General features: G+C 70.1%; 17 protein-coding genes, 7 tRNA genes and 1 pseudogene. 9 read left to right on the top strand and 16 right to left on the bottom strand.

The features are described 5' to 3' along the window. Positions 1-90: 90 nt before the first annotated feature. A complete protein-coding gene (locus ABGB21_RS30460; protein WP_347680667.1) occupies positions 91-663 on the top strand; it encodes a metalloregulator ArsR/SmtB family transcription factor in 573 nt (190 codons plus the stop codon). Next, positions 660-1,958, top strand: a complete 1,299-nt coding sequence (locus tag ABGB21_RS30455; protein ID WP_347680665.1) for an MFS transporter — start codon at positions 660-662, stop codon at positions 1,956-1,958. Before ABGB21_RS30460 ends, ABGB21_RS30455 begins: the two co-directional genes overlap by 4 nt. A gap of 29 nt (positions 1,959-1,987) precedes the next feature. On the opposite strand, the gene ABGB21_RS30450 is transcribed toward ABGB21_RS30455, so the two are convergent. Then, positions 1,988-2,191 carry a cold-shock protein gene (locus tag ABGB21_RS30450; protein ID WP_331218561.1) on the bottom strand — a complete coding sequence of 68 codons (204 nt, stop codon included), beginning with the start codon at positions 2,189-2,191 and terminating at the stop codon, positions 1,988-1,990. A 228-nt stretch (positions 2,192-2,419) separates the two neighbouring features. On the opposite strand from ABGB21_RS30450, the gene ABGB21_RS30445 reads away from it, so the two are divergent. Together ABGB21_RS30445 and ABGB21_RS30440 are read left to right on the top strand one after the other, a co-directional pair. Further along, complete coding sequence (locus tag ABGB21_RS30445) at positions 2,420-3,031, top strand: VTT domain-containing protein (protein ID WP_347652416.1); 612 nt, start codon at positions 2,420-2,422, stop codon at positions 3,029-3,031. 83 nt (positions 3,032-3,114) lie between these two features. After that, positions 3,115-3,390, top strand: a complete 276-nt coding sequence (locus ABGB21_RS30440; protein ID WP_347652415.1) for a hypothetical protein — start codon at positions 3,115-3,117, stop codon at positions 3,388-3,390. A gap of 548 nt (positions 3,391-3,938) precedes the next feature. Here the strand turns inward: ABGB21_RS30440 and ABGB21_RS30435 are convergent. The 13 genes from ABGB21_RS30435 to ABGB21_RS30375 form a co-directional block, all read right to left on the bottom strand. Further along, positions 3,939-4,685, bottom strand: coding sequence for a hypothetical protein (locus ABGB21_RS30435; protein ID WP_347652414.1), 747 nt, complete (start codon positions 4,683-4,685; stop codon positions 3,939-3,941). Positions 4,686-4,827: 142 nt separating this feature from the next. Further along, positions 4,828-4,900 (bottom strand) — tRNA-Arg (locus ABGB21_RS30430). 58 nt (positions 4,901-4,958) lie between these two features. Next, a tRNA-Leu gene (locus ABGB21_RS30425) sits at positions 4,959-5,031 on the bottom strand. 78 nt (positions 5,032-5,109) lie between these two features. Beyond that, a tRNA-Leu gene (locus ABGB21_RS30420) sits at positions 5,110-5,182 on the bottom strand. Between the two features lie 4 nt (positions 5,183-5,186). Then, a tRNA-Gln gene (locus ABGB21_RS30415) sits at positions 5,187-5,258 on the bottom strand. Between the two features lie 36 nt (positions 5,259-5,294). Next, positions 5,295-5,735: an HNH endonuclease gene (locus ABGB21_RS30410; protein WP_347680663.1), complete on the bottom strand. Its 441-nt coding sequence runs from the start codon at positions 5,733-5,735 to the stop codon at positions 5,295-5,297. 39 nt (positions 5,736-5,774) lie between these two features. Further along, positions 5,775-5,847: transfer RNA gene (locus tag ABGB21_RS30405), tRNA-Gly, on the bottom strand. 11 nt (positions 5,848-5,858) lie between these two features. Then, positions 5,859-5,931, bottom strand: a tRNA-Glu gene (locus ABGB21_RS30400). A 5-nt stretch (positions 5,932-5,936) separates the two neighbouring features. Continuing rightward, positions 5,937-6,009: transfer RNA gene (locus tag ABGB21_RS30395), tRNA-Pro, on the bottom strand. A 554-nt stretch (positions 6,010-6,563) separates the two neighbouring features. Then, positions 6,564-7,370, bottom strand: a complete 807-nt coding sequence (locus ABGB21_RS30390) for an alpha/beta hydrolase (RefSeq protein ID WP_347652412.1) — start codon at positions 7,368-7,370, stop codon at positions 6,564-6,566. A 23-nt stretch (positions 7,371-7,393) separates the two neighbouring features. Next, positions 7,394-7,942 (bottom strand): hypothetical protein, encoded by a 549-nt coding sequence (locus ABGB21_RS30385; protein ID WP_347680661.1) that lies wholly within the window; start codon positions 7,940-7,942, stop codon positions 7,394-7,396. 120 nt (positions 7,943-8,062) lie between these two features. Beyond that, positions 8,063-8,314: a hypothetical protein gene (locus ABGB21_RS30380; protein WP_347652410.1), complete on the bottom strand. Its 252-nt coding sequence runs from the start codon at positions 8,312-8,314 to the stop codon at positions 8,063-8,065. 119 nt (positions 8,315-8,433) lie between these two features. Beyond that, positions 8,434-9,090 (bottom strand): MBL fold metallo-hydrolase, encoded by a 657-nt coding sequence (locus ABGB21_RS30375; RefSeq protein WP_347652409.1) that lies wholly within the window; start codon positions 9,088-9,090, stop codon positions 8,434-8,436. Positions 9,091-9,418: 328 nt separating this feature from the next. Between ABGB21_RS30375 and rsgA the strand changes: the two genes are divergently transcribed. The 4 genes and pseudogenes from rsgA to uvrC all read left to right on the top strand — a co-directional run bounded on the left by rsgA (position 9,419) and on the right by uvrC (position 16,290). Next, positions 9,419-10,495 carry a ribosome small subunit-dependent GTPase A gene (gene rsgA, locus ABGB21_RS30370; RefSeq protein ID WP_347652408.1) on the top strand — a complete coding sequence of 359 codons (1,077 nt, stop codon included), beginning with the start codon at positions 9,419-9,421 and terminating at the stop codon, positions 10,493-10,495. A gap of 107 nt (positions 10,496-10,602) precedes the next feature. After that, positions 10,603-13,533 (top strand): annotated as a pseudogene (gene uvrA, locus ABGB21_RS30365) (excinuclease ABC subunit UvrA); the annotation flags it as partial. Positions 13,534-13,784: 251 nt separating this feature from the next. Beyond that, on the top strand, positions 13,785-14,270 hold the full coding sequence (locus ABGB21_RS30360; RefSeq protein ID WP_347652407.1) for a Rieske (2Fe-2S) protein: 486 nt from the start codon (positions 13,785-13,787) through the stop codon (positions 14,268-14,270). Between the two features lie 94 nt (positions 14,271-14,364). Further along, complete coding sequence (gene uvrC / locus ABGB21_RS30355) at positions 14,365-16,290, top strand: excinuclease ABC subunit UvrC (protein WP_347680659.1); 1,926 nt, start codon at positions 14,365-14,367, stop codon at positions 16,288-16,290. Between the two features lie 23 nt (positions 16,291-16,313). Here uvrC and ABGB21_RS30350 read toward each other — a convergent pair whose 3' ends face one another. Continuing rightward, positions 16,314-17,600 carry a DUF222 domain-containing protein gene (locus tag ABGB21_RS30350; protein ID WP_347680657.1) on the bottom strand — a complete coding sequence of 429 codons (1,287 nt, stop codon included), beginning with the start codon at positions 17,598-17,600 and terminating at the stop codon, positions 16,314-16,316. 52 nt (positions 17,601-17,652) lie between these two features. Next, entirely contained in the window at positions 17,653-17,913 is a 261-nt protein-coding gene (locus ABGB21_RS30345; RefSeq protein WP_347652404.1) for a hypothetical protein, read from the bottom strand. 453 nt (positions 17,914-18,366) lie between these two features. Here ABGB21_RS30345 and ABGB21_RS30340 point away from each other — a divergent pair, with 453 nt between their 5' ends. Continuing rightward, on the top strand, positions 18,367-19,032 hold the full coding sequence (locus ABGB21_RS30340; protein WP_347680655.1) for a hypothetical protein: 666 nt from the start codon (positions 18,367-18,369) through the stop codon (positions 19,030-19,032). Positions 19,033-19,839 lie beyond the last annotated feature (807 nt).

The following is a 19,839-nucleotide window of genomic DNA, read 5'->3' as shown; positions in this document are numbered from 1 at the left end:
GCCGGCGTGCCGGCCCGGCAGCGGAGGTAAACAACAAGATTTTTGCAACACTAGTTGCGCAAGAGTTCTTGCACATATCAGGCTGGCGGCATGGAGAGAGAGATCCGTCAGATCACCGACTCGCGGGTGCTCGCGGCGATGGCCCACCCGCTGCGACGCCGGCTCATGGACGTGCTCAAGGTCGACGGCCCGTCGACCGTCAGCATGCTCGCCGAACGGACCGACCAGGCGGTGGCCAACGTCAGCCACCACCTGAGGGTGCTCGCCAACTCCGACCTGGTCCGGGAGGCACCCGAACTGGCCCGGGACCGCCGCGAACGATGGTGGAAACTCGCCTCTCCCGGGCTGCGCTGGGCCAGCGCCGACTTCGTCGGCGACCCGGCCTCGGAGGCCGTCCTCCAGGCCGCCCTCTCACTCAACCTCGACAGTCAGGATCGCATCGTCCGCGAGTGGTACGCCGCCAGCGACGAGGAACGCGCGGCCTGGGACCAGGCGCCGTTCTCCGCCGACCGGTGGCTCCGGCTCACCCCGGCCGAACTGCACCAACTCGAACGCGAGGTGGTCGCCCTGATGAACCGGTGGAGTGAGCGCGAACTGCCGGACGACGGCGAGCGCCGCGAGCCGGTGTTCTTCTTCGCCCACGCCGTACCGGCCCAGCCGTGACCGGCCTCGCCACCGCCCCGCCGCCCACCCACGGCCACCCGCCGCGCCGCCGGGGCGGACTGCTGCGGCAGCGGGACTTCCGGCTGTTCTGGATCGGCCAGACGGCCAGCAGCTTCGGCAGCAGCGTGACCAGTGTGGCGCTGCCCCTGGTCGCGGTCGCCACCCTCGAGGCCAGCACCTTCCAGGTGGCCCTGCTCACCGCGGCGACCTGGCTGCCGTGGCTGCTCGTCGGACTACCCGCCGGTGCCTGGGTGGACCGGCTGCCGCGCCGGCCCCTGATGGTGACCTGCGACCTTTTCGCGGCCGTGCTCTTCCTCAGTGTGCCGGTCGCGGCGGCGCTGGGTGTGCTCACCGTCGGCCAGTTGCTGGTCGTCGCGTTTGCCGGCGGCGTCGTACACATCTTCTTCTTCACCGCCTACCAGGTCTACCTGCCGGCGCTGCTGGCCCGACCGGACCTGCCGGAGGCGAACGCGAAACTGCAGGGCACCGAATCGGTGGCCCACGTCGCCGGCCCCGGTGCCGCCGGGCTGCTCGCCCAGCTTGTCGGCGTGGTGAACGCGCTGCTCGTGGACGTGGCCAGCTTTGTCGGATCCGCCATCTGCCTGTTGGCCATCCGGACCCGGGAGCTGCGGGAGACCGGCGTCCGTCCGGCCCGCAACCTGTGGCGGGAGATCACCGAAGGGGTACGGTTCACCGCCCGTGACCCCTACCTGCGGGTGTTCGCCCTGTTCGGCGCGCTGTCCAACCTGGGACTCGTCAGCTACCAGGCGATCCTGGTGGTCTTCCTGGTCCGCGAGGTCGGGGCCAGCCCCGGCACGGTCGGCCTGGTCACCGCCGGGATGAGCGTGGGCGGAGTGCTCGGCGCCGCCCTCACCGGGGTGCTGCGCCGCCGGTTCGGCAGTGCCCGGGCACTGCTGGTCGGCAGCCTCGGCACCCTGCCGTTCGGGCTGCTCATTCCGCTGACCGGGCCCGGTCCCCGACTGGGCCTGGTGGTGATCGCCGGAATGGCGATCGGCGCCGGCGCGGTCTCGGGCAACGTGCTCCGTGGCGCGTTCCGGCAGGCCTACGTCCCCCGGGAACTGCTCGGGCGGGTCATGGTGACCATGCAGGTCGTCAACCTCGGCCCGATGCCGCTCGGCGCGGTGGTCGGCGGACTGCTCGGCACCACCCTCGGGCTGCGTCCGGCGATGTGGTGCATCACCGGCTACCTCGCGCTGACCGGGCTGGTCCTGCTGGTCGGCCCGCTCGCCCGACGACGGGACCTGCCCGACCGTCCGGCCCCGCACCGGGGCTGACGGCCGGGCTCGGCCCACACGCCAGCGGCTCAGTGCGGCTGGACGTTCGCCGCCTGCGGACCCTTCTCGCCCTGGGTCACCTCGAACTCGACCTTCTGTCCCTCGTTGAGCTCCCGGAAACCGGACGTGGCGATCGCCGAGTAGTGGACGAAGACGTCTGGTCCTCCGCCGTCCTGCTCGATGAAGCCGAATCCCTTTTCCGAGTTGAACCACTTCACGGTGCCGGTTGCCATGCGTGTCTCCTTAGCGGCGCGTCTGTTCGCGGCGCGCCCCGTACGCCACCGACAGTAGCTGTCCCGGCTGCCGGGTGCGGCCGGAAGTCGTGAGTCGCCCGGTTGTCGTCGGCATCCGATCTCCTCCGGCCTACGCCGATCGGGGGACGCGACCCCGAGACGGGGTCAGGGTGGGGTCCGGGAACGACCCGGAGGTCCGGGCCGCCGGTGCCGCGTAGCGTTCCTCACGTGGCGGATTGGCTGGTTCAGGTGGGGGAGCTGCCGGCGGGTGTGTTCCTGACGGTGCTCGCGGGGGTCATGATGCTCGACGCGATTCCGCTGCTGGGTGTACTCGTGCCCGGCGACGTCGCGGTGCTCGCCGCGGTGGGGGTCGGACGGCCGGCCAGCGCCGGTGCATTCCTCGTGGTGATCGTCGGCTGCCTCGGTGGCTGGTCGCTCACCTTCCTCGCCGGACGCCGGTTCGGGGGGCGGCTGCGGCGCAGTCGTGCGGGGGCGTGGATCGGGGAGGCGCGCTGGTCGGCCGCCGAGCGGCTGCTGGGCACCGGGGGCGGCCGGATGGTGATGGTGGCGCCGTTCCTTCCGGTGCTGAACGCGTTGCTGCCGCTCGCCGCCGGGGGGCTGCGGATGTCGTACCGCCGGTTCCTCGGGTTCGCGACCGTCGGCGCGGTGCTCTGGGCCGGCCTGTACGTGGTCCTCGGCACCCTGGCACGGTCACTGGGCGGGTTGTTGCCCGGCGAGACCTTCGCCATGCTCGGCACGCTCGGCATCGGGCTGCTCTTCGGAGGGCTGGTCCTGCTCGGCGTCCGTCGCCGACTCGGTGCCGCCGCGACCGGCAGCTGAGCGGGGACGCCCGGCAGCCGGGCGGTCTGCCACCGGTCCCGGGCCGGCGGCGCTGACCAGGCCGGCTGGCATACTCACCAGCCATGGTGTTGTCGAGGCGCTGGGCGTGGTTCCTGATCCTGGTCGGGATCTGGACCTGGGTGATCTGGCCCCGGTTCGCGGTCGCCATCTGGAACGACAGCCGGGCCTGGTCGACCGGGGAGATCGGTCAGGGCAGCCCGACCGGTTTCCTGTGGGTGCACGCGCTGCTGATCGGTGCCTCGCTCGCGATCGGTACGACGGTGGGCCTGCTCGGCGTACGCGCACTGTGGGTGGCCCGCCGGTCCGCACAGCCGGCCGGGCCGGCGCGGGACTCCTGACGCACTCCGTTCCGGCGTGGTCCGCGCCGCATCCCGCCCGGTCCGCATCCCGCCCGGTCCGTGTCGCGCCGGTTCGCGCCGCGTCGGGCCGGGGGCGGAGCCGGGGCCCCGTGGGACTACCGGATCGGGCGACACCGGTCGCCGTGGAGATGGTGGAGCCCCGGGGTATGCCCTGCCCCGGGGCCCCTCGATTTCCACCCGTTCGCACGCCAGCGACGTTTAAGGCCGACGATCAGGTTCCGGTCGACGTGCTTTGCCATTAAGCGACCGCCGCAGGTTGGAGCGGCAGACTGGACTCGAACCAGCATCTCGTCGAGGTTGTCGTGGCCGGTGGATCTGGCGATGGGTGGGGGTGCTGAGTCTGGAGCGATAGCCTCAGCCTGACCGGTGACGATCTGCCTCTGCCAGTTGGGCTATCTCGGCTCGTGCCGTGCCGAGAGGAGGACTCGAACCTCCGCTGGAACCGTCACCTCGTTGAGTCTGAATTCTCAGTCTCAACCTGACGCGCGCTCGCGCGTCCACCCCCGCTCCGAGGGGCGCCTGGGAGACTACCCGAAGAGGTAGCCGAAAATCTGGTCGCCGACCTTGCGGTCCTCGACCGTGGTGCTGTTGGCCTCCTCCCGGGCCACCTTCACCGCCTCGAGCAGCGAGTCGACCCGGCCGCGCAGCTGCTTGACCCGCTCCGCCGGCAGAGCGCCGGAGAGCTTGACGGTGGTCCAGGTGCCCACCGGTACGTCCTCGGTGTAGACCTCGACCTGCGCCGGGTGTTTCTCGGTCGCCTCGGCCTTGACGTGGTTGCGGTGCACCTTGCGCATCTTCTGGGTCTGACTCGGTGCCGACGCGTAGCACCCGCGGTCCGGGTCGAACTCCCACTTCTCCGCGGCGTCCAGCACGGCCAGACCGTCCACGAAGGTCCGCAGGTCGACCAGCTGCTTCTCCAGGAACAGCAGGTAGGTGACCGGGGCGTCCCGGACGAGGAGTTGCCCGTCGACGACCACGTCCGCGGTTGCCTGCGAGTTGCCGACGTCCTGCAGGAACTGCAGGTCGAACAGCCGCCCCATGGTGGTCGCGACCTCGTCGAGGACCTCCCGGACGGTGTACTGGACCCGGGTCGACTCCGGCGGCAGCTGTTCCCGGATGTCGTCGGCGAACGGCTGGTACGTCCGGGAGATGCCGGACAGCGGCGGCGCCTTCTGGGTACGTCGGTGCGCGTCGGTGAGTTCCCGCTTCGCCTGCGGTTTGAAACCCTGCACGAGTGCGTTGATCTTGTGGAGTGCGGTCTGCTCGGGCACCATGATCCTTCCGATTCGTCGGGCAGACGATATCCGCCGTCGTCGCCGCCGGCGACCCCTGTCTGGCCGGGACGGCCGGCAGCGCACCGAGGACCTGGCCTCTCCGGTACGGCGGTGCCACCGCGTCCCGCCCCGGTGCGCCGCGTACCCCTGGAACGACTCGAACGTCCGACCTCCTGGTTCGTAGCCAGGCGCTCTCTCCACTGAGCTACAGGGGCGTGCGCGGGCGACTCGGCCCGCTCACGGTGATGCTGTCTCCGTGCCGGTGTTGATGCGTACCCGGGACAGGAGTCGAACCTGCAACACACCGGTTCTGAGCCGGCGGCCTCTTCCGTTGGGCTACCCGGGCCCGAGTGGAGTGACGCGGTATCGAACCGCGCACGCGTAGCTTGCAAGGCGACGCTGTGCACCTGCACCCACCCCGACGTACCCTCGGCGCGATTCGAACGCGCACCGTACGGCGCCTCACGCCGTTGCCTCTACCGTTGGGCTACGAGGGCATTGCTCCCGGACAAGGATTCGAACCTCGGTTTCCTGAACCAGAGTCAGGCGTCCTGCCGGTTGGACGATCCGGGAAGGGCGGCCGGCGGGTACGAGGCCCGCCGGCCGCGATCAGCGCCGGGTGAGCGTGGCCCAGCTCGGGGTCGACGGCTCGAACCGCAGCACCAGACCCGCCTCGCCGGGGGTGCGGTCCGCCTTGCGCTGATTGCAGCCGCCGCACGCGGCGACGGTGTTGCTCCAGGTGTTCCGGCCACCGCGGGAACGGGGCAGGACGTGGTCGACGGTGCTGGCGTGGCCGCCGCAGTAGGCGCACCGACGGCCGTCGCAGACCAGGACCCCGGCCCGTGACCAGGCCGGCCCGGCGCCGAACCGCCAGCGGGTGACGATGTACCGGACCAGGCGGAGCACCTTCGGCACCGGGTAGACCCCGATCAGCTGGTCCGGTTCGGCCTCGTGGATCTCGGCGACCCGGCGGACCAGCATCCGTACCGCGTGCCGGAGACTGACCCGGTGGAGCGGGCCGAGGTCGGCGTTGATGACCAGGACGTCCACCGGATTCCTCCTCTGCGTTGTCGTGACGGGTGATTCCTGAGCGGCTGCCCGGGTTCGAACCGGGGGCCTCGACAATGGCGATGTCGCGCTCTGCCGACTGAGCTACAGCCGCGATGCCGTACGTGGACCGTGCCGGGATCGAACCGGCCTTCTCCAGGTCGAGGGCCTGGCGAGATGACCACTACTCCAACGGTCCGTGCGTCCGGGGCCCGAGAATCGAACTCGGTTTCTCCTGTTCCCAAAACAGGCGGGTCAGCCGTCTCCCTCGCCCCGGAAAACGCCCGTTCGGTACGGCGCGGCCGCCCCGGCCGGGCTATTGACATCCATTGTGGACTTGTCAGGTGTACCAGTTCCGCCGGCCGAGGTCGGGGAAAATGCGCAGGGGTGTCAGGAGCCGGAGCGGCGACATCCGAATCCGAGGGTTGCCGCGCTACCGGATGGCGCCACGACCCGACAAGAAACGCCGCCCGGTCCCGGTGGGGGAGGGCGGCGTCAACGCGGTGCGCTCCGCGCTACGTCCGCCAGCCGCCCAGGCTGACGCGCTCATCGGTGAGCAGGTGGCCGGGTCGGGCGGCACCCGCCGGACCGCACGGCGCCTGCCGTAGCGGTCGGGTTGAGGCCTGCCACAACATCGGATGCTCCCTGTCGGATCGGTGTCGCCGGTTTGGTTCTGTTCGATCTGGTTGATCGCTTGTGATGACCACGGTAGGTGGCGGCCCGGGCACGGGCAACGTCTTTTCCGGCAACGGTTCCGGACGTACCGACAGAACCGTCAACATGGCCGGACCCGGCCGGTCGGGGTGCGACTGCCCGGCCGGTCCGGTCCGTTCAGGCGGTGACCCGGTGCACCAGTCGCGACACGGCGGCGGCGACCACCTCCGGGGCCTGCGCCTGCGGGAAGTGGCCGACGCCGGGGACCATGACGACCTCAGCCCCCAGTTGGCCACCGATCCACGCGGCCTCGGCGGCCGGATCGCTCCAGTCCACGTCGTCCGCTCCCATCACCACGACGCTCGCCGTCCGTACGTCGCCCAGCCGCCGCCGGGCCGGCTCGTGCGAGGTACGGGTGGTCCGGACGAACGTCCGCCAGTGTCCCGGGCGGCGCAGGTTGTCCCGGACCCGGGCCCGGTGCTCCTGGTACCCCTCAGGCTTGGTGCCCGGCAGCCAGCGGGGGTAGTAACTGTTGAAGAACGTCGGCCCCCAGGGGCGGAGGAAGAGCGCCCGGAGCAGCAGCTTCTGCGCCGCGCCGCCAGCGGGCTCCCGGACGAACGGCCCGAGCAGAGCCAGGCCGCGTACCCGGGCGGGGTTGTCGGCCGCGGCGATCACGCCGGCACCGGCACCCATCGAGTTGCCGACCACGAACGCCGGCTCGCCCAGTTCCTCGATCAGCGCGAGGATGTCGCCGGCCAGCGCCACGTCGTCGTACGCCGGGAAGGTCGTGTCGCTGTCCCCGTGCCCGCGGATGTCCATGGTGGCGACCCGGTGGCCGGCGGCGGCCAGCAGCGGGACGAGCAGCCGGTAGGACTGCCGCAGCTCGCCCATCCCCGGCACGCAGACCACGAGGGGGCCGTCGCCGTCGAGGAGGTCGTAGGCGATCCGTCCGGCGGGACGCGCAAGGTACCGAACATCAGTCATAGCCTTAAAGCTACACCCATTAGCTAGTGAGTGCCAGTCGGTTCGGTGGTGCCCGGTACCGCCCTCACCCCCACCCGGGCGAACGCCTCGATCGCGTCCAGGTCCGCCGGCTGCAGACCGCGACGCGGGGACGGCCGCACCAGCAGGGCCCGACCGTCGGCCGACAGTTCGTCGTACCGCGGATCACCAGGCTCCGGCACCTCGGCGTCGTCGGTCCAGACCAGCCGACGCACCCCGGCGAGGACCCGGCGGGCGGCCGCGAGCTTCGCCATCGACGCGGCCATGCCCTTCACCGGATCCACGAACGCCCGCTCCAGCGGCGGCAGCAGCCACAGCCGTTCCAACGCGTCCGCGTCCGGACACCAGGTGGAGCACCAGCGGACCTCGACCAGACCCGACCGGTGCAGGGTGCGGATCCGATCGACCAGCGGTGGCGCCCACCGCATCGGGTAGTGGCACGAGTCGCTGGCGGACGAGACGGTGTCACGGCGCGGCGGCCCACCCCAACCGGGCCGGGCGGCGTTGACAACCCCGTCCACGTCGAGCAGCCATACCGATGGCAGGTCCGTCATCGGGTACGCCTCCGCTCTCCGGCCGCCGTGGCCGGGCGCTGACGGATCACCTCCGGCGACCCGCACCGGTGGCCGGTCGATCCCGCACGGGGTGCCGTGCCGTCGCGCGGCACCGCGCGCTCAGGCCGCCCGGGCGTGCGGGACAGCGGCCCAGCCGGCACCGACGGCGATGTCCCAGGCATCCACCTCGGCGAGTTCGTGCATACACGGGTACGTCAACCAGGTCACGTCGACCGCCTCCGCCGGCACCCCGGCCGGCGTCGTGACGGTGAACCGCTCCAACACGGCGGTGGCGGGGTAGGCGACGAGGCGGGCGAGTTCGGTGATCGGTCGGTCACATGTCGCGCACCTGCGGCGCTGCAGGAATGTCATGGCCCGATCGTCGCTCCCCCGGTTGACGCCGACCCCGCCAGGCAGGTGACGACAAGGTGAACAACCGGCCAGGACAACGGCCCTGAGCAGGGCATTCAGTCGGCCGGGATGGCAGGGGGCTACCAGCCGCGCGACCGCCACTCCGGGATCGACGGCCGTTCCGCGCCCAGCGTCGAGTCTTTGCCGTGGCCGGGGTAGAACCAGGTCTGGTCAGGCAGCCGACCGAAGATCTTCTTCTCGACGTCGTCGATCAGCGAACGGAACCGGACCGGGTCCCGGTCGGTGTTCCCCACCCCACCCGGAAAGAGGGAGTCGCCGGTGAACAGGTGGGTGCCGTCGGTGTCGTCGGCGTAGAGCAGCACCACAGAACCGGGCGTGTGCCCGACGATGTGGATCACCTCGAGTTCCCGGTCACCGACCCGGATCCGGTCGCCGTCGGCGAGCGACTCGGACGGGATCGGCAGGCCCTCGACGTCGTCGCCGTGCACCAGCGACCGGGCGCCGGTGGTGGCCACCACCTCCTCCAGCGCGACCCAGTGGTCCATGTGCCGGTGCGTGGTGACCACCGCGGACAGATTGGCGTCCCCGATCAGCTCAAGCAGCCGGGGCGCCTCGTTGGCGGCGTCGATCAGCACCTGGTCCCCGGTCGAGGCGCAGCGCAGCAGGTAGGCGTTGTTGTCCATCGGGCCTACCGAGAGCTTGCTGATGGTCAGGCCGGCCAGTTCCCGTACGTCGGGCGGGCCGCCGGGGGAGACGTTCCCGGTGTAGGCGGTCATGGGCGTACCTCCGAGTCAGGTGCACGGGTCCGGTCGGGCGGCGGGGGCGGCCCGGAGATCGGGTGAGGCGTCGCGGTCGACGACCGGACGCGGTCGGTCCGGCGTCCGATCCACCACCGGCGGCGACCCGAGCGGTTCGACGGTCACGGTCTACGACCATAGCGGGCGGGCGGAGCGGAATTGGGTTTCGGGCGGTCGTGCCACCGCCTACCGTCGGTGCCGACGCGGGCACCCTGGGGACCGGGCTTCCGACGACACGTTCCGATGCCTTCGCGACGTGTCCGGTGCCTTCGCGACGTGTCCGGCACTTTCGACGGCAAGGACTGACATGACTGTTGATCTCGCGTTCCTGGGCTGGGACGCGTCGCTGGCCGCCGCGTACCCGGGACGCGGCGACGACCACCGACCCGGCCGGGTGCTCCGGGCGGACCGGGGGGTCTGCACGGTGCTGGCGGCCGACGGCACGGTCCGGGCCAGCCTCGGCGGCGCCGTGCTGGTCTCGGCCGCCCGGGACGCGGTCCACCTGCCGTGCGCGGGCGACTGGGTGGTACTGCGGGACTGGCCGGACCGGCGGGTCACCGTCGAGGCGGTGCTGCCCCGGCGGACCGCGGTGGTGCGCCGGACCGCGGACAAGGACTCGAGCGGTCAGGTCCTGGCCGCCAACGTCGACGTGGCGGTGGTGATCGAACCGCTGCATCCGGAGCCGGACGTGGCCCGGATCGAGCGGTTGCTCGCGCTGGCCTGGGAGTCGGGTGCCCAGCCGTTGCTGGTGCTCACCAAGTGCGACCTGGTCGCCGACCCGGGGGCGGTCGCCGCGCAACTGCGTGAGGTGGCGCCGGGGGTGGAGGTGCTGCCGGTCAGCGCCCACCGGGGTACCGGACTGGACCGGCTGCGGCGGTGGCTGGCGGTCGGCCGTACGCTCGCCCTGCTCGGCCCCTCCGGCGCGGGCAAGTCGACGCTGGTCAACGCGGTCGCCGGGGCGAGGGTGATGACCACCCAGGGGGTACGCGGGGTGGACGGCAAGGGCCGGCACACCACCACCCACCGGGAGTTGATCCTGATCCCGGGCGGTGGTGCCGTGGTGGACACGCCGGGGGTGCGGGCGGTCGGCCTGCTCGACGCGGCGGCCGGCCTCGACCAGGCGTTCGCCGACGTGGCGGAGTTGGTCGCGGCGTGCCGGTTCGCCGACTGCGGACACCGGGACGAACCGGGGTGTGCCGTCCGGGCCGCCCTCGACTCCGGCGAGTTGGCGCCGCGCCGGTGGGCGAACTGGCAGAAACTGCAGCGCGAGGTAGCGTACGAGTCACGTCGCCGGGACGCCCGGTTGGCCGCCGAGGAGCGCAACCGGTGGCGGCGGATCCGCAAGGAGCAGCGGGGCGCACGGTGGGGGACAGCAGGCCGCTGAGCTGCGGGAATGGTCGGGTACGGAAAACTGTCATACCCCGGGGCTAGAGTTGCCGAGGCGCTTTTCTGCGCCGAGAAGCCGGACAAAAGGTATGGAGTGCGCGGACAGTGGCCGACCGACTGATCATCCGTGGTGCGCGGGAGCACAACCTGCGCGACGTCAACCTCGACCTGCCGCGCGACGCCATGATCGTATTCACCGGGCTCTCCGGCTCGGGCAAGTCCAGCCTCGCCTTCGACACGATCTTCGCGGAGGGGCAGCGGCGGTACGTCGAGTCGCTGTCGTCGTACGCGCGGCAGTTCCTCGGCCAGATGGACAAGCCGGACGTCGACTTCATCGAGGGGCTCAGCCCGGCCGTCTCGATCGACCAGAAGTCGACCTCCCGCAACCCGCGCTCGACCGTCGGCACGATCACCGAGGTCTACGACTACCTCCGGCTGCTCTACGCCCGGGTCGGTGAGCCGCACTGCCCGATCTGCGGCGAGCGGATCAGCCGGCAGAGCCCGCAGCAGATCGTCGACCGGGTGCTGGCGATGGAGGAGGGCACCCGGTTCATGGTGCTCGCTCCGGTCATCCGGGGCCGCAAGGGCGAGTACGTCGACCTCTTCGCCGAACTGCAGGCCAAGGGGTACGCCCGGGCCCGGGTCGACGGTGTCGTCCACCCGCTGACCGAGCCACCGAAGCTGAAGAAGCAGGAGAAGCACACCATCGAGGTGGTGGTGGACCGGCTCACCGTGAAGGCGAGCGCGAAGCAGCGGCTCACCGACTCGGTCGAGTCCGCCCTGGGGCTGTCCGGCGGGCTGGTCCTGCTCGACTTCGTCGACCTGCCGGAGGACGACCCGAACCGGGAACGGCGCTACTCCGAACACCTGGCCTGCCCCAACGACCACCCGCTGGCGATCGAGGACCTCGAACCCCGGGTCTTCTCCTTCAACGCCCCGTACGGTGCCTGCCCGGAGTGCACCGGTCTGGGCACCAAGAAGGAGGTCGACGCCGAACTGGTCGTCCCGGACCCGGAACGCAGCCTGCGGGAGGGCGCGATCCAGCCGTGGGCCGGCGGGCAGACCCAGGAGTACTTCCTGCGCCTGCTGGAGGCGCTCGGCGACGCCGAGCACTTCAACCTCGACACCCCGTGGCGGGCATTGCCGTCCCGGGTCCAGAAGACCATCCTGCACGGCTCCAACGACCAGGTACACGTCCGCTACCGCAACAAGTACGGCCGGGAACGCTCCTACTACACCGGTTTCGAGGGTGTGGTGCAGTGGATCGAGCGGCGGCACAACGACACCGAGTCGGAGTGGTCCCGGGACAAGTACGAGGGCTACATGCGGGACGTGCCCTGCCCGGTCTGCCGTGGCTCCCGGCTCAAGCCGGAGGTGCTGGCGGTCACCCTCGGCGGGCGCAACATCGCCGAGATCTGCGCCCTGTCGGTCGGCGAGTGCGCCGAACTGCTCGGCGGACTGACCCTGACCGACCGGCAGAAGATGATCGCCGAGCGGGTGCTCAAGGAGATCAACGCCCGGCTGCGGTTCCTGGTCGACGTCGGACTCGACTACCTGTCGCTGGACCGGCCGGCCGGCACCCTCTCCGGAGGGGAGGCGCAGCGGATCCGGCTCGCCACCCAGATCGGCTCCGGCCTGGTCGGCGTGCTCTACGTACTCGACGAGCCGTCGATCGGCCTGCACCAGCGGGACAACCACCGGCTGATCGAGACCCTGGTCCGGCTCAGGGGCCTCGGCAACACCCTGATCGTGGTCGAGCACGACGAGGACACCATCCGGACCGCGGACTGGATCGTCGACATCGGGCCCGGCGCCGGCGAGCACGGCGGCAAGATCGTGCACAGCGGCTCGGTGCCGGACCTGCTGGCGAACGAGGAGTCGGTGACCGGGGCGTACCTGTCCGGACGCCGGTCGATTCCCACGCCGAAGAGCCGCCGGCCGCAGACCCCGGGCCGGGAACTGGTGGTGCACGGGGCCCGCGAGCACAACCTGCGCAACCTGACCGTGCCGTTCCCGCTCGGGCAGTTCATCGCGGTCACCGGGGTCAGTGGCTCCGGCAAGTCGACCCTGGTCAACGACATCCTGTACGCAGTACTGGCCAACCAGATCAACGGCGCCCGGCTGGTGCCGGGCCGGCACACCCGGATCACCGGTCTGGAGCACGTCGACAAGGTGGTCGGGGTCGACCAGTCACCGATCGGGCGTACCCCACGGTCCAACCCGGCGACGTACACCGGGGTCTGGGACCACATCCGCAAGCTCTTCGCCGAGACCACCGAGGCGAAGGTCCGGGGGTACGGTCCCGGGCGGTTCTCGTTCAACGTCAAGGGCGGCCGCTGTGAGGCGTGCAGTGGTGACGGCACGATCAAGATCGAGATGAACTTCCTGCCTGACGTCTACGTGCCGTGCGAGGTCTGCAAGGGCGCCCGGTACAACCGGGAGACCCTGGAGGTCCACTACAAGGGCCGGACCGTCTCGGACATCCTGGAGATGCCGATCGAGGAGGCGGCCGAGTTCTTCTCGGCGATCCCCGCCATCCACCGGCACCTGAAGACCCTCGTCGACGTCGGCCTCGGCTACGTACGGCTCGGCCAGTCGGCGCCGACCCTCTCCGGTGGCGAGGCGCAGCGGGTGAAGCTCGCCTCCGAGTTGCAGAAGCGGTCCACCGGACGCACCGTGTACGTGCTCGACGAGCCGACCACCGGACTGCACTTCGAGGACATCCGCAAACTGCTCGGGGTGCTGGAGAGCCTGGTCGACAAGGGCAACACGGTGATCGTCATCGAGCACAACCTCGACGTGATCAAGACTGCCGACTGGTTGATCGACATGGGTCCGGAGGGTGGCCACCGGGGCGGTACCGTGCTCGCGGCCGGCACCCCCGAGGAACTGGCCGAGGTGGCGGAGAGCCACACCGGGGCGTTCCTGCGGCCGGTGCTGGGCCTGACCGGACCGGCGGCGGGAGCCGCCACGGCCACCGCCCGGGCGGCGAAGGCCAACGGCGTGAAGGCCAACGGCGGAGGCGCCACGAAGGCGGCCGGCGGTGGGGCGGCGAAGGCGAACGGGGCGGCGAAGGCGAACGGGACGGCGAAGGCCGCCGGTGACGCGGCCGCCGCGAAGCCGGCCACCCGGGCCGGCGGCTCGGGACAGGGAAAGAGCCCGGCCCGGGGGCGGCGCGTCGCATCGTCTTGATGATGGGACGGTTGAACCGGTTGCCGGACATATCCGTGTCTTCGGGCATGGCCGCGGACGACCAGGAGCGCGGCGTCGATCAAGGAAGGCTAGGCATGAGTGACGAGCAGACCGTAACCGGGCCGGGCACGCAGACCCGACGGGCACTGCTGGCCGGCGTGGGCGCGGTGGGCGCCTCCGTGGTGCTGGCCGCGTGCGGCACGGGCGACGACGATGCCCTGGACGGGACGACCGGCGGCGACAACCCGGGTACGCCCAGCGGCGGTGCCTCGGAGAGTGCCCCGGCCGGCGGCGGCGCGGCGCTGGCCAAGACGGCCGACATCCCGGTCGGCGGCGGCAAGATCCTCACGGATCAGGAGACCGTGGTGACCCAGCCGACGGAGGGCGAGTTCAAGGCCTTCAGTTCCATCTGCACCCACCAGCGCTGCCCGGTCACCAGTGTGGAGGGCGGCACGATCAACTGCAGCTGCCACAACAGCAAGTTCTCCATCGCCGACGGCTCCGTCAAGGGCGGCCCGGCGACCAAGAAGCTGCCCGAGAAGAACATCACGGTCGACGGGGACAACATCGTCCTGGCCTGAGGCCCGGTCGGCGTACCGACGCGGCGACGCGGCCAGCTCGCATCGCCGCGTCGCCGCCGGTCGCTCCCGTTGATCACAGATTAGGCTTGTCGACGTGCCTGACCCCGCTACCTACCGCCCCGCACCGGGCACAATCCCGGACGCCCCCGGCGTCTACCGCTTCCGCGACCCGACCGGCCGGGTGATCTACGTCGGCAAGGCGAAGAGCCTGCGGAGCCGGCTCAACTCGTACTTCGCCGACCCGTGGTCACTGCACGACCGCACCCGGCAGATGGTCACCACGGCCGCCTCGGTCGACTGGATCATCGTGGGCACCGAGGTCGAGGCGCTCCAGCAGGAGTACACCTGGATCAAGCAGTACGACCCGCGCTTCAACGTGCGCTACCGCGACGACAAGTCGTACCCGTACCTGGCGGTCACCCTCGACGAGGAGTTCCCGAGGCTGCAGGTGATGCGGGGCGCCAAGCGCAAGGGGGTCCGCTACTTCGGGCCGTACTCGCACGCCTGGGCGATCCGGGAGACCCTGGACCTGCTGCTGCGGGTCTTTCCGGCCCGGACCTGCTCCTCCGGGGTCTTCAAACGGCAGGCCCAGATCGGCCGACCCTGCCTGCTCGGCGACATCGGCAAGTGTTCGGCACCCTGTGTCGGGCGGGCCTCCGCCGAGGAACACCGGGGCATCGTCAACGAGTTCTGCGACTTCATGGCGGGCCGCACCGACCGACTGGTCCGCCGACTCGAGCGGGAGATGGGCGAGGCCAGCGAACACCTCGAATTCGAGCGGGCGGCCCGACTTCGCGACGACCTCGTGGCGCTGCGTCGGGCCATGGAGAAGCAGACCGTGGTCCTCGGCGACGGCACCGACGCGGACGTGGTCGCGTTCGCCGAGGATCCCCTCGAGGCCGCCGTCCAGGTCTTCCACGTCCGCGACGGTCGGGTACGCGGCCAGCGTGGCTGGGTCGTGGAGAAGGTCGAGGACCTGACCACCGGCGACCTGGTCCACCACTTCTGCACCCAGGTGTACGGCGGTGAGGAAGGCGAGAGCGACGTCCCCCGGGAACTGCTGGTGCCGGCGTTGCCGGGCGACGTCGACGCGTTGGCCGACTGGCTGTCCACGCGTCGGGGCAGCCGGGTGACCCTGCGGGTGCCACAACGTGGTGACAAGAAGGCGCTGCTGGAGACGGTGGCGCGCAACGCCGCCGGGGCGTTGACCCAGCACAAGCTCCGTCGGGCCAGCGACCTGACCACCCGCAGCGAGGCACTGGACGAACTCACCGAGGCGCTGGGCCTGCGGACGGCGCCGCTGCGCATCGAATGCTACGACGTTTCCCAGATCCAGGGCACGGACGTGGTGGCGAGCATGGTCGTCTTCGAGGACGGCCTGGCCCGCAAGAGCGAATACCGGCGGTTCGCGGTCCGGGGCGCCACCGACGACCTGTCGGCGCTCTCCGAGGTACTGCGTCGACGGTTCAGTCGCTATCTCCAGGCCCGGGGCGAAACCGGGGAGATCGGCGACGAGATGGCCTCCGACCCGGACCGCCCCGGCATCGACCCGGCCACCGGCCGGCCCCGGAAGTTCGCCTACCCGCCGCAGTTGGTGGTGGTCGACGGTGGCCAACCCCAGGTCGCGGCGGCGGCAGCGGTCCTGGCGAAACTCGGCATCGACGACATCGCGCTCTGCGGCCTCGCCAAGCGGCTGGAGGAGGTGTGGCTGCCCGGCGACGAGTTCCCGGTGATCCTGCCCCGCACCTCCGAAGGGCTCTACCTGCTGCAGCGGGTACGGGACGAGGCACACCGGTTCGCCATCACCTACCACCGGCAGCAGCGTTCCAAGCGGATGACCACCTCAGGACTGGACCAGGTCGCTGGTCTCGGCGAGGTACGTCGCAAGGCGCTGCTGCGGCACTTCGGTTCGATGAAGCGACTGTCGGCGGCGACGGTCGAGGAGATCACCGAGGTGTCCGGCATTGGTCGACGTACCGCCGAGGCGATCGTGGCAGCGCTGCATCCGAGCGGGGAGTGATCCCGCGCCGGACGCTTCGACGGTCAGCCCGGGGGCGCCGAGGGCTCCGGCGGCACCACGTACTGGTGGCCGAGGCGGCTGTGCCACACAAAAACCCCGGGCTGCAGCTGTCGTAGCCGCCAGCCGCCCTCGTCCTTCAAGCGGTGGTCGTGACGGCACAGCACCGCAAGGTTGTCGGGTGTGGTGGGGCCACCGTCGACGTACCGCCGGACGTGGTCGAGGTCGGCGTGGCTGGCCGGGACCCGACAACCGGGGGCCCGGCAGGTCTGGTCGCGGGACCTGACGAACGCGGCATCCCGGATCTTGGGTCGACGACGGACCGGACCATTGTGGATCAGCCGGCCGTTGCGGTCGTAGACGCTGATCCGCCACGCGGATTTGCGGCTGCGCGAGGCGATCTGCCGGGCCGTCTCGGCCACCACCGGGCCCCAGCCGGACAGCTCACCCGGCAGGTCGGTCAGCCCCATCAGGGTGGTCAGCGGAACCCGAAGGTCGACGCCGCCTGTGCTGTGCGGCCGGGCATCCGTCGCCACGCCTGCCGCGGCGGCCCCGACACCCTCCAGCAGGTCCAGGAACGTGTCCGCGCGGAGTTGGTCCAGGCTCCGACCGTCACCGGCCCGTTTGGCCGCCCGGGCCAGCGCATCCACCCTGGCCGCGGCGATCGCCGCACGCTCGACCGGCAGTTGGTAGCCGGCCAGGGTGGCGGTGCCCTCGGAATCCGTCTCCGACACCAACCGTCGGTGCCGGATCGAGCGGGCCTGCCGGCGTCGCGCGGCCTCCGGATCGCTGGCGATGACCAGGGCGCGCAGCCGGGCGGCCAGCTGGTGGGGGGTCAGGCCGGCGGCCGTCTCGAGGACCTGGCTGACCAGCCGTCGGGCGGTTTCCTCGTGCAACGCGAGGGTTCCCTCACTCAACACGCGCGCCCGGGGCAGGTCGATGTCTCCGGCCGCCAACGCGGCATGCACCTGGGGAAGTCGCCGGAGCAGGTCGGCGGCGAGGTGGAGTGTGTGCTCCGCCGCGCGTCGGGTCAGGCGCAGCGCCATCCGGATCTCGTCGGCGGCGAACTCGTCCACCTGTTCGACCCGGGCCGCCGGCGCGTCGGCGTCACCGGGTGGACAGTGCGCGACCTCGACCAGGTCGGCAAGGAGTTGGGCCTGGTCGTACGCCACCTGGCGGGCACGGGCCTGCAGCATCGTCACGGCGTCGTGACCGTTAAGCTTCGCGCGGTCGATGGTGGCGAGGAGTAGACCCAGCTCCGGACCGGGCGGCAACTCCGCCAGGTTCTCAGGGACCATCACTCGTTCGATCACATGTTCGAGGCTAAAGCGACCCACCGACAGAATTTCCGACCGCGACCCGCCCTCACAACGCGATGGGCCGGTACCCGAACATCCGGTCGACGACCTCCGACGGATCGGGTTCGGGGTCGAGTCCGTGTCGGTTTGGATAGAAGATCAGGCTTGCGGTGTAACCACTCGGCAGCGGTATCTGGCTGTCCAGCAGGTCCAGCCAAGAGTGGATCTCCTCCTCGGTTCCGTTGCCTGCCGTGATCCGGGTGACCAAGTTGATCATCTTTGTCCGGTCAAGTCGACGCTTGTCGCGACCGTGTCGCGGGTCGCCCATGTCCCCTCCATGATGTCGGTCGCACGAACGCCGTGATGGTAGTGGCTCTGTCGACCGTCGCCGGATGTCTGGATCGCGGACTTGGGCAGGAAGGTCGGATGTGCTGACCGTACGCTTGTCAATTCTTGTTTGCCGGTGTCCGGTTCCGGTTCATGATCGACCCGGTCCGGTGGAATGCTGGCGGGCTGGGGGTCGTTACATTACGCGTACGACTGAGTAGCACGGCTGGTGAGCTGGGCTGATGGGCTCGGGTCTGGGAATGATCCGGGGTTGCCGGTCGTTACATATGGCGTTCGCTTGAGTACCAGCCCCTCTTTGGTACGTGGCGATCGAGCTTCTGGTCCCCGGGAGAGCTTCTTCTGGTGTGGGCCGTTCTCTTTCTTTTCTCTGGCACTTGCATGCGCCCCCCTTGCGTGTGTGGGTGTTCATCCCCGATTGGAAGGAACGACGATCATGAACAGGATGCTGTTCGGTCGGTGGATTCCGGCCATCGCTGAGACTTCTCTGGTTCGTAGGACGGCGCTGGGTCTGACTGGTCTGGCGTTTGTTGGTGGCGCTGTCGCTGGTCCGGCGGTTGCCGCGCAGGCCGCCCCTGAGCATCACGGGGTGAACCTGGTGGCGCAGTCGGTGACTGTGGACAAGGGTGACCACAAGAAGGATGACGGTAAGCCGTCGCGGGACAAGTTGGTTCCGCATGGTGTGCAGGGTGAGCAGGCGTCGATTCCGATCTCGCCTGAGCAGGCGGACAACGTGAAGGCGATTGTGAAGGCGACGAAGAAGGCTGGTCTGGACGAGCGGGCCGCGGTGATCGCGGTGGGCACCAGCCTTCAGGAGTCGAAGTTGGAGAACCTGGGTCATCTGGGTGCCAGCAACGACCATGACTCGTTGGGTCTGTTCCAGCAGCGTCCGAGTTCGGGTTGGGGTTCGCCGGATCAGATCACTGATCCGCAGTACTCGACGACCGCGTTCCTGGACGGGTTGAAGCAGGTGGATGGTTGGCATGATCTGCCGCTGACCGTGGCCGCGCAGAAAGTGCAGGTGTCGGCGTACCCGGACGCGTACGCGAAGTGGGAGAACCAGGCTGCTGACCTGGTCGCCAACGCCTGGAACAACAGCTGACGCCTGGAACAACAGCTGAAGACGTAGGACCGACCGTTGGCCGGGTCCCCGTGGTGGGGACCCGGCCAGCGGCGTCTTGGGCGTCGGCATGTTTCGTCCGCGGGACGGCTCGCTGTTGGGTGGAGCGGCGTTGGGGTGTTGTCGGTTCGGCAGGGTCGTCGGGATCGTTGATGATCTGAGCGCCATGGCCCTTATCCGGGCGTGGTGAGGTTCGTGGTGCTCAGATCATCAACGGCACGGCTGCCTCGGGCTGTACTCGCTCGGGGCGTGGGCCCGGGACGGGGTTGAGTGCGGTTTGCGGGCGGTCAGGTCCGGTTCGCGCGGGTGCCGTCGATGCGGCGGCGTCAGCCTGTCGGTTTGCGGTTCCGGTGTCCGGTTGCGGTTCATGATCGACCCGGTCCGGTGGAATGCTGGCGGGCTGGGGGTCGTTACATTACGCGTACGACTGAGTAGCACGGCTGGTGAGCTGGGCTGATGGGCTCGGGTCTGGGAATGATCCGGGGTTGCCGGTCGTTACATATGGCGTTCGCTTGAGTACCAGCCCCTCTTTGGTACGTGGCGATCGAGCTTCTGGTCCCCGGGAGAGCTTCTTCTGGTGTGGGCCGTTCTCTTTCTTTTCTCTGGCACTTGCATGCGCCCCCCTTGCGTGTGTGGGTGTTCATCCCCGATTGGAAGGAACGACGATCATGAACAGGATGCTGTTCGGTCGGTGGATTCCGGCCATCGCTGAGACTTCTCTGGTTCGTAGGACGGCGCTGGGTCTGACTGGTCTGGCGTTTGTTGGTGGCGCTGTCGCTGGTCCGGCGG

The sequence above is a fragment of the Plantactinospora sp. B24E8 genome, from assembly GCF_039871735.1.
Classification (GTDB): domain Bacteria; phylum Actinomycetota; class Actinomycetes; order Mycobacteriales; family Micromonosporaceae; genus Plantactinospora.
The sequence above is the reverse complement of the archived record's forward strand: the minus strand, read 5'-3'. Positions and strand labels throughout refer to the sequence as shown.

Coding starts and splice junctions, on each gene's coding strand:
- ABGB21_RS30460 (WP_347680667.1), top strand. CDS start 91: ATGGAGAGAGAGATCCGTCAGATCACCGACTCGCGGGTGCTCGCGGCG.
- ABGB21_RS30340 (WP_347680655.1), top strand. CDS start 18,367: ATGAACAGGATGCTGTTCGGTCGGTGGATTCCGGCCATCGCTGAGACT.
- ABGB21_RS30360 (WP_347652407.1), top strand. CDS start 13,785: ATGAGTGACGAGCAGACCGTAACCGGGCCGGGCACGCAGACCCGACGG.
- ABGB21_RS30450 (WP_331218561.1), bottom strand. CDS start 2,191: ATGGCAACCGGCACCGTGAAGTGGTTCAACTCGGAAAAGGGATTCGGC.
- ABGB21_RS30345 (WP_347652404.1), bottom strand. CDS start 17,913: ATGGGCGACCCGCGACACGGTCGCGACAAGCGTCGACTTGACCGGACA.
- ABGB21_RS30385 (WP_347680661.1), bottom strand. CDS start 7,942: ATGACGGACCTGCCATCGGTATGGCTGCTCGACGTGGACGGGGTTGTC.
- ABGB21_RS30435 (WP_347652414.1), bottom strand. CDS start 4,685: ATGGTGCCCGAGCAGACCGCACTCCACAAGATCAACGCACTCGTGCAG.
- ABGB21_RS30375 (WP_347652409.1), bottom strand. CDS start 9,090: ATGACCGCCTACACCGGGAACGTCTCCCCCGGCGGCCCGCCCGACGTA.
- ABGB21_RS30390 (WP_347652412.1), bottom strand. CDS start 7,370: ATGACTGATGTTCGGTACCTTGCGCGTCCCGCCGGACGGATCGCCTAC.
- ABGB21_RS30380 (WP_347652410.1), bottom strand. CDS start 8,314: ATGACATTCCTGCAGCGCCGCAGGTGCGCGACATGTGACCGACCGATC.
- ABGB21_RS30440 (WP_347652415.1), top strand. CDS start 3,115: ATGGTGTTGTCGAGGCGCTGGGCGTGGTTCCTGATCCTGGTCGGGATC.
- rsgA (WP_347652408.1), top strand. CDS start 9,419: ATGACTGTTGATCTCGCGTTCCTGGGCTGGGACGCGTCGCTGGCCGCC.